Here is a 13,043-nt window from a genome sequence, read left to right on the forward strand (position 1 = left end):
GGACGGTCCCGCCGGCGCGTGTGCCGAGGCACCGGTGGAACGCGCGCACCGTCAGCGTGCCCAGCGCGGTCAGCGCGTCCCACGCGTGCCCCGACGCACGATGCGACGAGCCCGGTCCGGCTCGGCGGCGACGCGGTCCGCCCCGCGGACGGGCGTGGGCCACACCGGCCCTTGGGCGCCGCGGGCGCTCACCCGGGCCGCACGGGATCGACGGCCCGTCCCCGTCGCGGTGTTCGTCGATCCGGCGTCGCGGCCTTGTCGTTGCCGGGCAGGAACAGGGCCACGCCGAGTGTGGTGGCCACCAGTACGGCCGCCGCGATGATCAGGCTGATCCGCATCCCGGTCATGAAGTGGGCGGAATCGGCGATCAGCGCGCCGAGCAGGGCGACCCCGACCGCGCCGCCGAACTGCCGGGCGGCGCTGAGCACTTCGGAGGCCAGGCCCGCCCGTTCGGGCGGCACGGACTCCAGCATGGCCGCCGTCAACGGCGGGACCGCGAGTCCGCCGCCGATGCCGAGCGGCACCAGCAGGCTCAGCAGCAAGGGTGTGGGAGTGTCCTCGTGGACGAGGAGCAGGCCCAGGATGCCGACCGCCTGGACGACCTGGCCCAGGATCAGCGGCAGGCGCGGCCCGAATTGATTGGTCAGCCTGCCGGCGAGCAGGTTGACCAGGATGGTGAAGGCCGTCATCGGAAGGAACATCAGCCCTGCGGTGAGCGCCGAGGCTCCGCGATACTCCTGGAAGAAGATCGTGAAGACGAAGACCAGGCCGTAGTAGCCGAAGTTCAGGGCGAGTCCCACGCTGGTGCAGACGGCCACCGCGCGGTTGCGGAACAAGGCGAGTGGTACGGCCGGATCACTGCTGCGGGCCTCGATCACAAGGAACGCGCTGCCGGCGAGTACGGCGACCAGGAAGCCGCCGATCGTCATCGGGCCGGTCCATCCGTGCGACCCGCCGGTGATGACCGCGAACACCGGGGCCACCAGAGCCAGTACGGCGGTGACCTGGCCGGCCGGGTCCATCGGGGACGTCCCGCGTGCGGAGCGGGGTGCCCGGCGCATGGCGACGAGGGCGACGACGCCGACCGGCAGGTTCACGAAGAAGATCCAGCGCCGGCCGAGTCCGGTGGTGAGCGCGCCGCCGACCACGGGGCCGGCCGCGACCGCCGCACCGCCACCGGCGGTCCACAACGCGATTCCGCAGGCGCGCCGAGCCGGGGAGTCGTACGCCTGGCGCACGAGGACGAGCGAGGCGGGCATCATCACGGCGGCTCCGGCACCCTGAAGTGCCCGCGCGACGATGAGCACGGTGAGGTTGGGCGCGAGCCCGCACAGCGCGGACGTCACGGTGAAGACGGACAGCCCGATCATGAAGGCGCGGCTCGCGCCGATGCGGTCGGAAATGGCGCCGGCCGACAGCAGCAGGGCCGCGAAGAACAAGGTGTACGCCGTGACCACCCACTGCAGGGCGGAAACCTGGCCGTCCCACTGCCGGCCGATGCTCGGCAGGGCAACGTTGACCACGGTGGTGTCCAGCGTGATGACGAAAAAGGCCAGGCAAGCGGCCGGCACCGTCGGCGGGAACCGGGCGAGGCGGCCGGAGGAACGTCTCCTTTCGCGCCTCGGAGCAGGCTCCGACCGGTGCGGCTGCACGGAGGAACGACGCGGGTGCCCTTTCCCCGATGACCCGGCGCTTGTCACGCCTCGCCGCCCACGTGGGTGACGCGGTCGTCGCCGACGCGCCGCTGCACGTCCGTCGGCAGGAGGTGAAGCAGTTCCGTCGGCTGCTGCCGCTGGTCGGGGGTGAGTCCTTCGATCAACTCGGCTTCGCGCAGGAGCACTTGGTCCACGGTGGCCTCGACAAGATCGTGCCCGGCCGCGGTCGGGGCGACCTGGAGGGTACGGGGGCGCCCGGTGCCGGGATGCCGGGTCACCAGGCCCTCCCGTTCGGCGCGGGCCACCCGTTGGGAAATGGCCCCGGCCGTGACCAGGGCGCGTCGCCCGAGTTCGCGGGTGCTCAGGATGTACCGAAGACCGCTGCGGTCGCCGCGCCGCGCGTGCCCGTCCCGAGACGGCGACACCGGTCTCCGGCGACACGCCGCCGGAGACCGGTGCCACACGCAATCCGCATCAACCGAGAGCGTCGATCGGTGTCGCGCGTTCCATCGGACGGCTTGCACCCGGCGCCGATGTCGGGCGTCGGGCGTTGCTCACCGTCGGGTCAGGTCGCGGTGCCGCGGTTGCCGCGGCGGCGGCTGACGTAGAACAGACCGCCGCCGAGCACGAGCACCCCGCCGGCGGACGCGCCGATGATGGCCGTGCCGTTGTCGTCGCCCCCCGTCTCGGCCAACTTCGTCCCCGGAGCCGCGGTCGTGGTGACCGGTGTGGCGGTGGTCGGAGCCGAGCCGGTCGACGGCGCCGAGGTGGCGGGCGGAGTCGTCGGCGGCTTGGAGGTGGCCGGGGTGGAAGGCGTCGGTGTACCGGTGCACTTCTCGTTCGTGCCGCCGTTCCAGGCGCCGAGCAGGTTGTCCATGTGGACGTCGTCGTAGTGCGGCAGCGGGTACTGGCCGCCGTCGTACTTCTTGTGGTTCCCGAGCAGGTCGTACTGGACGAAGCACGGCACCGGGTATTTGGTGGCGTCGAACGTCACCGTCTTGTTCTGCTTGGTGATCGTGTCGGTCTGCCACCCGATGAACTTCTGCGTGCCCGAGGTTGCCCAGTTCGGGCCCTGGGTCGAGTACGTCGACAGCTGGACCGGGTACTTGCAGCCCTGCTCGAGCAACGACGCGAATTCGTCGCCGAGCTTGACGACGACCTTCTTGGGTCGCTCGGGCATCTGCTTGCTGCCGGTGCCGGACTTCACGGGAGGGCCGTCGTTGACCGTGTAGACGAACGAGGTGTCGGTGACCTGGGTGCACTGCGGTGCCTGCGAATCCCCGGTCGCGTGGGCGGTGCCGGCGCCGACGAGCGGAAGCGCCGCGAAGGCGAGCGCGCCGACGAGAGCGGCGCTTCGGGCCTTCTTGTTGACTGACTGTGACACGGTTTGAGCTCCCCGAATGTGTAATGAGCGAAGCCCCGGGATCGACGTGATCGATCCGGACGGACGAGGTCACGCCGAAGGGCCTACGCGCCGAGATACTGCCGACAACGGATGCCTCGACCAAGCCCGATCGCGCTCCGAAATGATCATCTGTGTTCCGCTTTCCGTGCATACGGGGAGCCTTTGTTACAGGGTCATGGCATCAACGTCATCCATGTGGACCGCCAGGGAACGCGGCGATACCCGACGTACATCGCCGATGATCAATGCGTGAGCGCATTCGACCCGGACCGTGATGGAGGATGACGGTTCGACACGGAAACGGAACTCTCTCCCTTCGATCACCGGCGCCGGCCCGCCCGTGACCCGGTCGAGCGCAACGCCCGGCCACCCGAAGGCGGTTGGTCCGCGCAAAGTGGATGTACGGGTGCGCCGCGAAGACGTCGGATCGGGCCGGGCCGGGGCCTCAGCTCCTGGTAAGGGTGCGGTCGAGAAGGGGCAGCAGGCGGTCCCAGTGAAGGCGCAGCGCGGCGGGGTCGAAGGCATCGGTGTCGGACATGGTGAAGCCGTGGACGGTGCCGGGGTAGATCTCGGACGTGTAGTCGATACCCGCCGCGTCCAGAGTCCGGTTGAGCTCCCCGAGCGCCTCGGACGTCAAGTCGCTCCGGGCGTGACCGAAGTGGACCGCGGCGGTGAGCGCGGCGAAACCCTCCGGTCCGTCGACTCCCACCGGAGCGTGGAATGCGGCGAGGGCCGCCACCCGGCCGGGGTGGGCCGCGGCGGTGCGCGTCGCCCACAGGCCGCCGATGCAGTAGCCGATCACCGCGACCGGTCCGGCGGCGACCTCGGGCCGAGCGTCGAGGAACGCGAGATAGGCGTCGGCGTCGCTCAGGACACGTTCCGTGGTGTGCGCCTCGATCAAGGGCATCAGCCGGGTGAGGATCGCGGGCCTGCTCTCCTCCGCGATGTGCTCGGGAAGTTCGATCACCGGAGCCGGGCCGTGTCGATGGAAGAGGTTGGGAACGAGTACGTAGTACCCGTGCCCGGCCAGTTCGCGGGCCATCTCCCGCAGCACGGGTCGGATACCGAAGCCGTCGGCGTACATCAGCACGCCCGGGTGCCGCCCGCCGCCGTCCGGGAAGGCGGCGAACGCGTCGGCCGCGCCGTCCGCGGTGGGGATGTGCGGTGTCTCGATGGGCATGGGTTCTCTTCTCCTGTCGTGGTTGATGTGTTGTGTGGAGCGGTGATCAACACGACAGGGGGCGGAGCCCGCGCGGCGGCGCCGGATCCGCGACCCGACGGCGGGCCGAGTACGGCCCGTACGGCGCTCAGAAGGGCACCGGGTCACCAATCCGTGTGTGGCGCGATGCCGTCCCGGTAGTCATGGCCACAACATAGCCCACGTGGCCCGCATGGCTCACCGGCTGGAGCCGATGTCGGCCGCCGTCAGGCGAGTTCGAGCGGGGTCGGCCGGGTCGGGGATGGTCAGGCGATCGATCAGGGCGGTGCCTCGGGGCATGGGGAGCAACCGGACCTGTTTGCTGTGCCGTTGGCGGTGGAGGAGATCGGCGGCCTCCAGGGGTCGGCAGAGTGGTCGGGGCTTCGGCTCGGTCGATGTCGATGACGACTCGCACGGTCGTTTTGTGTTGCCCGTCGACCGTCGGAGGCCCGCTGCGTTCCACAGCGAGCGCCACGAACCCCTCGGGTCGACCCCGACCCGGTCGGCATGGACCTGTGCCGAATCGGTTCGTCGTGCCGAACCCTCTTCCGGATCGGCACCCGCGCGGACACTGTTGCGGTCGTGAACCTCTCCCCCACCCTGGGCCGGCCCGTCGCGCGACGCCGCCGGCCGGAGCGGACCGCCATGCCGAGGACACTCGCCCGCGCCCGCACCGTCGCTCGTCGCCCGCTGATCCGCGCCCTTGTCGGTGCGGCCCTGGCCGTGCCCCTGGCCCTCGCCGGGCCCGCCGTCCTGCCGGCCGGGGCGGCCCCGGGGGTGCCGGACATCGGTCCGGACAGCGCGCCCGGTTTCGGCGTCCAGTGCGTCCAGGCGATGTACTACTCGACCGGCTTCGGCACGCACTATCCCGACGGGGTCTACGGCCCCGAGACGACCGCCGACACCCGACGCCTGGAACACCTCCTGGGCCTCCCGGAGGACGGCGTCGTGGATCCGATCGTGGGCGAAGTGCTGTACCTGGTCATGGAGGTCGGCTCCGGCCCCGGATCGTGGCGCACGATCGGCTGCTGGGACGTCGTACCGTCGCTGCACTGAGCCACCGCGATCCGCGGGGCCGTCGCCGGCGACCGGGTCGGCACCGGCCCTCGCCGTTCAGCCGCCGCTCTGCATGGCTTCCTCGGCCCGCTTCGCCATCTCCTGTTCGGAGACGTCCTCGACGTGCGAGGCGACACTCCAGCGGTGACCGAAGGGGTCCTCGAACTGGCCGGTCCGGTCGCCGTAGAACTCGTCCTTGACCGCCCGCAGTTCCCGGGCGCCTTTGGCGAGGGCGCGGGCGAAGACCGAATCGACGTCCTCGACGTACACGTGAAGGGTCACCGGCGTACCACCCACGGCCTTCGGGCTGCGGAAGCCCATGTCCGGGAACTCGTCCGCGAGCATGACGATCGAGTTCCCGAGTCGGAGCTCGGCATGGCCGATCCTGCCGCCGGGCGCGGCCATTCTCATGCGTTCGGTCGCGCCGAGGACGGCGACGTAGAAGTCGATCGCGGCTGCCGCTCCGTCGACGCAGAGGTAGGGCGTGACGCGCGGGTACTCCTCGGGCACAGGTTTGACGCTCACGGTCGCCGGCCTCTCGGGTCGGTGGCGATACGGCCGACGGTCGGGCGCGACTGTCGGTTCGGGCAACGCGTTATGCCGGGCGTAGCAGCATGCCGGGCACAGCAGCATGTCGGGCATACCGGATACGTCAGATGAGCGTGGCATGCGGCGCAGCACCGCGCGCCAGGCACGCCGCAGGCCGAGTTGTCACTCACCCGCATGGCCTGAAAGCACCCAGATCGAGGACGCGGTCGTCGGCATCGGTTCGTTGCGGCCCGGCGGTTCCGGGTCCGGGAGCCGCCGACCGCCCCTGCCGTTCCTGTACAACGTGTGGCTGACGTACAAGACCGGCAACAAGGTCGCCGTCGACGATCCGTGGGGCTTCGGGCGTTCGTTGGAATGGGCGACCTCGTGTCCGCCGCCGCGGCACAATTTCACCGCGTTGCCGCGCATCCGCTCCGTGTGCCCGGCGTTCGACGCGCGGTACCCGGAGATCGCCGACCGACCACGGCGAGCCGAAGCGGTGGCAACCCCTGCCACCGTTGCCGCTGCTGTTCCCGCTGCCGCTCCCGCTCCGTTCCCCGAGCGGCGGGAGCGGCACACACGCCGCCCCGCCCAGGCGCGGGTCGGTTGGGTCGGTTGGGTCGGTTGGGTCGGTTGGGTCGGCAAGAGAGCATCTGATCTATGTTGATGGCGATTCGATCCGGTCGGCGTGACCGTGATGGCGACGGCGACGGGTCGTTGCAGGACTCATGACTCCTCGACGTTCGTATCGCAGCGATGTATCCGATGCCAGGTGGGCCCTGATCGAACCGATCTTCACAGCCTGGCGTGCCCGGCGAACCGGGCCGGGCGCACAGGCCCGAGTGCACGACCTGCGCGAGATCGTGAACGCGATCCTCTACGTCAACCGCACCGGTATCCCGTCGGAGTACCTGCCGCACGACTTCCCGCCGTGCGAAGACCGTGTACGACTACTTCGCGAAGCGGGAAAGCGACGGCACCACGCATCGGGCCCACAACCTGTTGCGCGACCGGCCCCGTCGGTCGTCGGGACGCAGGGTCGCCGCGTCACGTCCCGACGTGGCCAAGATCCGGGTCGACGGCGGCTACACCAACGCCACGATCGACCACGGAGCCACCCTGGGCATCGACGTGGAGGTCGTCAAACGCCCCTCCTCCCGCGGATTCCAACCATTGCCGAAGCGCTGGATGGTCGAGCGGACATTCGGCCGGGTCATGCAACACCGGCGCCTTGCACGGGACTACGAAACGTTGCCCCAACGATCCGGGGCAATGATCCACTGGGCCATGGCCAACACAATGAGCCGCGCTCTGACCGAGGAATCCACGCTTTCCTGGCGAACGGAAACGCATTTCCACACCATCTCGGCCTGAACGCAGATCAGATGCCCTCTTCGTGCCTGCCGCAGCCCACATCCTTGGGGGCTGCGGCAGGCACCGCCCCGGCGCTGTGCCGCACGGCACAGCACGGCACGGGAAGCCGACGGCCCGTCGTGGGCGTCAGTGCGAGCCGTGTTGCCGCGCCAGGAGCGAGATCTCGCGGGCGAGAGCGACGTCGCGAACCGTGACGCTGTTGTCCGCGTCGTGAGTCTGCAGGGCCAGGGACACCTTGTCGTAGAGCAGGGTGATCACGGCGTGGTGGTTCGCGGCGTCCTCGGCCTTTGCCACGGCCGCGAGGAACGGTGTCACGGAAGGCCGCGGCAGTCGAAAGGTGCTCGTCAGCCGGCTGTGCTCGTACGTCCAGTCGGGCAAGCCGGCTACGGTCTCTGCGAGTTCGGCTTCGGTCAGGGGGTGTGGCGGCACTCTTCTCTCTCCGGATCGTCGTGTCGTGTCCCGCTGTGTGAAGCGAGGACCGCCGGGGTTGCTTACGCGACGGGCGATCACCCGGCGGGTACGGCGAGGCGCGCGGTGGTGTCGTCGTCACAGGTGGCCCAGAAGGTGCCGACGACGTCCTCCAGGTGCTCCATCGACTCGGCCAGGAACAGAGTGTCCTGGTACCGGGTGATGTCGTAGGGCGTGGTGCCCATGGCCGCGAGGTCCAGAGGACGGATGTTCATGCCGCGGAACTCGCGGGTCTCGCCGAAGGACGACAGGATGCCCGCGCCGTAGGCCTTGGTTTCGCCGACCTCGGTCATGACGCCGAACTCGAGGGTGAACCAGAAGACCTTGGACACGAACTCCAGTGCCTCGTGCGTCTCGACGCGTCGCGCGGCCTGCCCGGCGAGCCGATAGAGGGCGGCGAACCGGTCGCTTGCGAGTGCGTTGGCGTGGCCGATCACTTCGTGGATGACGTCCGGTTCCGGGGTGTACAGCGGCACGCTGTGGTGGCGCACGTACTGCGTGGAATGGAAGTACGAATCCGCCAGCGATCCGTAGAACTCGCGAAGTTCGACCAGTCCCGCGGCCGGGAGGTAGCGGAATCCGGTGAGCGGCGCCAGGGCGTCGCTGACTTCCTGGAGCTGGGGGATCCGGTCGGCGGGAAGCCCGAGGCGTTCGGTGCCGTGCAGGTACTCGGCTGTTGCGAACCGACGGTGAGCGCGGCCCAGTTCTTCGGATACGACACGCCAGACCTCGTGTTCTTCGTCGGTGTAGGCCACGTCGGCGATCGGTGCGCCGACGGTGTGTCCCAGGGCCTGCTCGGCGATACGGTTACGGCGCTCCCGGTAGGCGGAGTCGGCGAAGCCGGGGTGCCCGTGGGCGAGTTCGACTTCGACGCCGCCGTCGGCGCGCACGGTGACCGGCGCGAGATACTGGGCTTCTTCAAACATCGCGGCCTCCGGGGGGATGTATTGGGGTGCCGACAGCGCCGGGCCGGGTGCAGCGGCACGTGTTGCTCCGTTTTCGCCGGGCATCGAGCCGCGCCGCAGCCCTGTGGAGTCGCAGGAGGGCCGCGAGCGGGCGGTGTCCGCCGCGCGGATGCGTCCTTGGCGCCCGTGTGGTGGATCCATCCTTCCCCGGACCGGCAGGCAGGGGCATCAGCCGGGCGTTGCGAATCGCGCGCGGGAAATTCGACATCCGTCGCGGTCTGCCGCCATGCGGTGAGCCGGGTTCGACCCGGGGGACGGCATACCTCGCCCACCGGACCTCCTGGGTCTACCGGGCGGCGAAGGCGCGGCCGATGGCGCGGCGTTGCATGCGGGTGTTGCCCGCGATGGCCTGCGAGGCCTTGGCTTCGCGCATCGAGCGCTCCACCGGCGGTATCGCGTGGCCGGCGGCATCACCGAAAACCTGCACGGCATCCTGGGTGACAGCCATTGCGGTGTCTGTGGTCGTGCCGACGACCGCGGAGGCGTGCCGAACGTAGGCCAGGGCGGCGAACGCGGCGGCGCGCGCGTCGAGGTGCACCGCCCGCGCGGAGTCGACGGCGTCCGCCATGCCGGCGAGGAGGTGCCCGAGACCGAGTCGGCCCGCGATCCGGCGGCCGGAACCGGTGCGCTCGGCGGCGTAGCGCACGGACGCGTCCAACGCGGCCTGCGCCGGTCCCGGTCGTGCAGGCGGCGATCCTCAGGCCCTGGCCTTCCACGCCCAGGAGCCGGTCGGGTTCGAAGAGGGCGCCGTCCCAGTACCCGGTCGCGGTCGGCACCGTCCGAAGGCCGACAGTCGACGCCGGGGCCTCGAAGTGCATCCGCTCGTCGGCGCCGGGCGCCAGGAAGCACGAGACGGCCTCGGGCTCGGGGCCGGTGCGGGCGAACAGGATGTAGAAGCCGGCTTTTCAGCCGGGCATCGTGCGTCGCGTGACCCCGGTGACCACGTGGCCGTCATCGGCCTTGACAGCGCTGCAGCCGAACGGGGTCTCGGATTCGCCGTGCCGCTCGGAGATGCCGAGGCCGCCGAGCCGTTGCCCCGCGAGCATGTCCGGAAGCGGGCGCGTTTGCTGGGCCGCGCTGCCGTAAACGGCCACCGGCAGACCCGCAAGCGTGTGCGGCTGACCGCGACCCGGCGCTCCGTGAGTTCCTCCAGGACCCGCAGGTGGACCTCGTAGGGTTGCTCGCCGCCACCCTGGGCCCGGCTGTAGGGCGGGCTGAGCAGGTCGGCGCGCGCCGGCGCGGCGAACGCGTCCACCAGACAGTTGTCGTTGTGTTCGTGGTGCGCGACCTGGGGTGCGAGATGTTCGTCGGCGACGCCACGCGCGATGAGGTGGTGGGCATCGGTCGTGGGGAGCCGGCGCTCCACGGGCACCGCGTCCTTCCGGGCAAGGCGGTCGGGGTAAGACGAGCGGTGTAGGGATCGGTGGTGCATGCGCGCCAGGCGCGGTCTCGGTCACGGCGGCGCTGTGAGCCTCGCCCGCGGGACACCCGCCATGGCGTGCATCTTCGTGGGACGCCGTCGTCGGCGCTACCGCCGGTGTCGGCTGCGGTGGCCGGCAACGTGTGCCTCGGGGCTCATGACGTGTCCGCGCCACGGTGTCGGGGCGAGGGATGCAACCCCCCCGCCAATGCGCGGATTTTGACCGCGAGATGCAGGGCGAGTCGGTCGTCTCCGTTTTGGAGGGAGCACCCGGTCACCGACTCGATCCTGCGCAGGCGGTGGTAGAGGGTGGCCCGGTGCACGCAGAGCGCTTCCGCGGTCCGTCGCACGTCCCCCGCGTTGTCGAGGTACACCTCCAAGGTCTCGGCAAGCACCTGCCGGCTGTCCTCAGCGTCCAGTGCCCGCATCACCGGTAGCCGGGCCAGCGATTTCAGATCTTCGCGTGGGATGCGCAGCAACACTTCGTAGGGTCCGAGTTCCTCGCAACGGACGAAGCCGTCGCGCTCGGGCAGTACCGCGGCGGCGCGGGCGGCCAGCTGTGCGCGTTCGAACCCGTCGGCGATCGCGTCCACGCGATCCACCACGGGGCCGACGCCCACCGCCACGCCCGCGGCCTGCCCGGTCAGCGCTGCGAACCGGGCAGCGGTCGTGCGTGCAAACGCCTCCGCCCGCCCGGGAGGCGGCCCGCCCGGAGCGACCAGCACCCCCCAGGCGCAGCCTTCGTCCGCCACCGAGAGGAGGCGTTCACCGGGGACCGCGCGCAGCCCGTCGACCACGGCCGCCGCCAACGCGACGTCGCAGTCGGCGCGAGCGGTGGTCTTCCCGGAGCCCGCCCGGTCACGCGTGACGACGGCGTGGACGACAACGACCTGGAACCCCGTACCGGGTGCACCGAGGACCGTGTCGGCGCTCAGCTCGTCCACGGCCCGGCGATGGGCCGCCGGGGACCCGCCGACCAGGGCCCGCAGGGCATCCTCATGGCGAGGGTGCGCCACTGCCCGCCCGTGCGCGTCCTCGTACAACGCGATGCCGGCGCGTTCGGCGGCGTCGACTGCCAGGTCGGCCTCCGGCTCGGACAGCCCCTCTCCCGCGTCGATGAGCCACAGGTACCCGAGCAGTTCACCGCGACAGCGGATCGGCGCGCACCACCGCGGCAGGCACCCTGGGATGTCCACGGTCACACGGCCCGGCCGGGTCCACGAGGCCACTCCGGCGGACACGATCCGCTCGACGACGTCCGTACGCACCTCGCGGTTCATGACGGTCGCGATCCGGACCGCGTCCTCGTCGCCGAAGTGCCGGCTCGCCACCAGCAGCCGGAAGGACGAGTCGTCGATGACGACGGACCGGCGCAGGCGGTCGGCGAGGTTGTCGACCAGGGACTGGAGGACGTCGTTGGTCATGGAACCTCCCGGGAGCATGAGCAGGCGTGCGGACGCTCCTGCGGCAGCCACAACGGTCGATCCGTCGGGGCCCGCCCAGAGCTGCTACGGCCGGAGCCGGACCCATGAACTGTAGAACACTTCAACGATTGAAACGTCGCTCCTCACGCCCAGCCTCGCCGGCCGTTCCGGCGCACGTCACGTGGGTGGGTTCCTGCCCGAGCCCTGGCTGCCGCGCAGCATTTCGGTCGTGTCGAAACCGTGGCCGCTGGGGCGCCCGCCCGGTGGCCGCCGACCCGGTTCAACGTTTCGCCGACCTACGACGAGCGCACAGGCCGGGTTGGGTCTACCGGCAGTGACCTCGGCGCGGCGGTGGATCGCCCGGAAGCCCTCGACGGCCGGGCGTGCGGTCACCTCCGGGAACCTGGGCTACACCGACCGCGACATCGACCACCTCCGCACGGCTCGCGACCCTGAATGCCCACGCCGCAGACCCCCTCGCACCCCACCCCCTCCGCGACCGCACCGGAGCCCACGCGGCGGCCGTGCACGCGATCGTCGAAGACCACGAACGATCCCGCCCGCCTCGATCACCCGAGATGGAACACTGATGGCCCGACGGACCCGCAACCGGGAGGACGAACGCACCCCGATCCGGGCGGCAGCCGACCGCCTCCTCGCCGGGACACCACTGCGCTCGACCTCCGGCAGACCCACCGTCACCGAACCGATCACCGAATGCGGACTACGCCGGGACGTTGTCCACGAACACGGCAACCTCGTCGGCAAGTTCAAGGCCCGACGCAAAACGCGACACGCGACACCCACCGCACTTCGCGAACTCACCGACCGCAACACCGCGCTCGTCGACGAGTTGGTGCTCGACGGCGCGATCACCGCACGCATCCGCCATCGCCTGGGCCGGGCACACGAACGCATCGACCGCGGCGAGTTGCCCGCGTTGCGCGAGTACGACCCCGTGGGCGGCATGACGGGCCTCGGCGCCTACCTTCTCCACCAAGGCCAAGTCACCCTGCGCCTCCGGGACGTCCTCGGCTACCTCACGCGCCTGACCCACCCGATCCGCTCGGGCACCGACGAACTTCCCGGCTGGTGGACCCGGGACTCGCCGACCGGACAACCCTCGCCCCACTGGCCCGGCGGTCACCTCAACCTCGGCATCGCGCACGGATGCACGGGCGTCCTGGCACTATGTCGACGGCGATGAGACACGGTGTAACCGTTCCCGAACACGCCGAAGCCATGGCCCGCATCAGGGTGGTGAGCGCCAGGATGAACAAGCCGCCGCAGCCGTCGCCAGAGGCGGACTTCTTCCGGGACCGCGATCCCCCCGGGTCGTTTGCCGCTGGAGTGCTTGGCGCAGTAGCGCTCGCCGGGACGGGCGTTGTTGCCGCAGGTCTTCCCGCCCCGGCTGCCTTTGGTGGACCTTCGGCAGGTGCCCATGCGATCGTCCCCCTTCGATCGTTGGTCACCCCATGGTCGAATCATCGCGCGCTGTGCGGGATTTCGCGCGGACCCGACGGTCGGGACGGTCGAGTGCGGGCCCCGAC

At 70.5% G+C, this 13,043-nt stretch carries 10 protein-coding genes and 4 pseudogenes; 4 read left to right on the plus strand and 10 right to left on the minus strand.

Annotated features, from left to right (window positions below):
• Positions 1-188: 188 nt before the first annotated feature.
• From EMA17_RS40960 to EMA17_RS40975, 4 genes and pseudogenes are all read right to left on the minus strand, one after another.
• Complete coding sequence (locus EMA17_RS40960) at positions 189-1,571, minus strand: MFS transporter (RefSeq protein ID WP_126642326.1); 1,383 nt, start codon at positions 1,569-1,571, stop codon at positions 189-191.
• Positions 1,572-1,696: 125 nt separating this feature from the next.
• Positions 1,697-2,041: pseudogene (locus EMA17_RS40965) on the minus strand (MarR family winged helix-turn-helix transcriptional regulator); the annotation flags it as partial.
• A gap of 179 nt (positions 2,042-2,220) precedes the next feature.
• A complete protein-coding gene (locus EMA17_RS40970) occupies positions 2,221-3,039 on the minus strand; it encodes an LPXTG cell wall anchor domain-containing protein (protein WP_126642327.1) in 819 nt (272 codons plus the stop codon).
• Positions 3,040-3,505: 466 nt separating this feature from the next.
• Positions 3,506-4,240, minus strand: coding sequence for a dienelactone hydrolase family protein (locus EMA17_RS40975; RefSeq protein WP_126642328.1), 735 nt, complete (start codon positions 4,238-4,240; stop codon positions 3,506-3,508).
• A gap of 600 nt (positions 4,241-4,840) precedes the next feature.
• Between EMA17_RS40975 and EMA17_RS40980 the strand changes: the two genes are divergently transcribed.
• Complete coding sequence (locus EMA17_RS40980) at positions 4,841-5,314, plus strand: peptidoglycan-binding domain-containing protein (RefSeq protein ID WP_126642329.1); 474 nt, start codon at positions 4,841-4,843, stop codon at positions 5,312-5,314.
• Positions 5,315-5,371: 57 nt separating this feature from the next.
• On the opposite strand, the gene EMA17_RS40985 is transcribed toward EMA17_RS40980, so the two are convergent.
• Positions 5,372-5,839: a VOC family protein gene (locus EMA17_RS40985; protein WP_126642330.1), complete on the minus strand. Its 468-nt coding sequence runs from the start codon at positions 5,837-5,839 to the stop codon at positions 5,372-5,374.
• A gap of 289 nt (positions 5,840-6,128) precedes the next feature.
• Between EMA17_RS40985 and EMA17_RS54755 the strand changes: the two are divergent.
• Positions 6,129-6,509: pseudogene (locus tag EMA17_RS54755) on the plus strand (hypothetical protein); the annotation flags it as partial.
• 61 nt (positions 6,510-6,570) lie between these two features.
• Positions 6,571-7,216 (plus strand): annotated as a pseudogene (locus tag EMA17_RS56180) (transposase).
• Positions 7,217-7,342: 126 nt separating this feature from the next.
• Here the strand turns inward: EMA17_RS56180 and EMA17_RS41000 are convergent.
• The 5 genes and pseudogenes from EMA17_RS41000 to EMA17_RS41015 all read right to left on the minus strand — a co-directional run bounded on the left by EMA17_RS41000 (position 7,343) and on the right by EMA17_RS41015 (position 11,493).
• A complete protein-coding gene (locus EMA17_RS41000; RefSeq protein WP_371863122.1) occupies positions 7,343-7,726 on the minus strand; it encodes a 4a-hydroxytetrahydrobiopterin dehydratase in 384 nt (127 codons plus the stop codon).
• On the minus strand, positions 7,723-8,610 hold the full coding sequence (locus tag EMA17_RS41005; protein ID WP_126642332.1) for a phenylalanine 4-monooxygenase: 888 nt from the start codon (positions 8,608-8,610) through the stop codon (positions 7,723-7,725). Before EMA17_RS41005 ends, EMA17_RS41000 begins: the two co-directional genes overlap by 4 nt.
• A gap of 325 nt (positions 8,611-8,935) precedes the next feature.
• Positions 8,936-9,313 (minus strand): annotated as a pseudogene (locus EMA17_RS54770) (acyl-CoA dehydrogenase family protein); the annotation flags it as partial.
• A gap of 241 nt (positions 9,314-9,554) precedes the next feature.
• Positions 9,555-9,743 (minus strand): hypothetical protein, encoded by a 189-nt coding sequence (locus EMA17_RS54775; RefSeq protein WP_246127227.1) that lies wholly within the window; start codon positions 9,741-9,743, stop codon positions 9,555-9,557.
• A gap of 481 nt (positions 9,744-10,224) precedes the next feature.
• Positions 10,225-11,493, minus strand: coding sequence for a helix-turn-helix domain-containing protein (locus EMA17_RS41015; protein WP_160161744.1), 1,269 nt, complete (start codon positions 11,491-11,493; stop codon positions 10,225-10,227).
• Positions 11,494-12,082: 589 nt separating this feature from the next.
• Between EMA17_RS41015 and EMA17_RS41020 the strand changes: the two genes are divergently transcribed.
• Positions 12,083-12,700, plus strand: coding sequence for a lanthionine synthetase LanC family protein (locus EMA17_RS41020; protein WP_126642334.1), 618 nt, complete (start codon positions 12,083-12,085; stop codon positions 12,698-12,700).
• Positions 12,701-13,043: the final 343 nt, after the last annotated feature.

The sequence above is a fragment of the Embleya hyalina genome (assembly GCF_003967355.1).
GTDB classification, from domain to species: domain Bacteria; phylum Actinomycetota; class Actinomycetes; order Streptomycetales; family Streptomycetaceae; genus Embleya; species Embleya hyalina.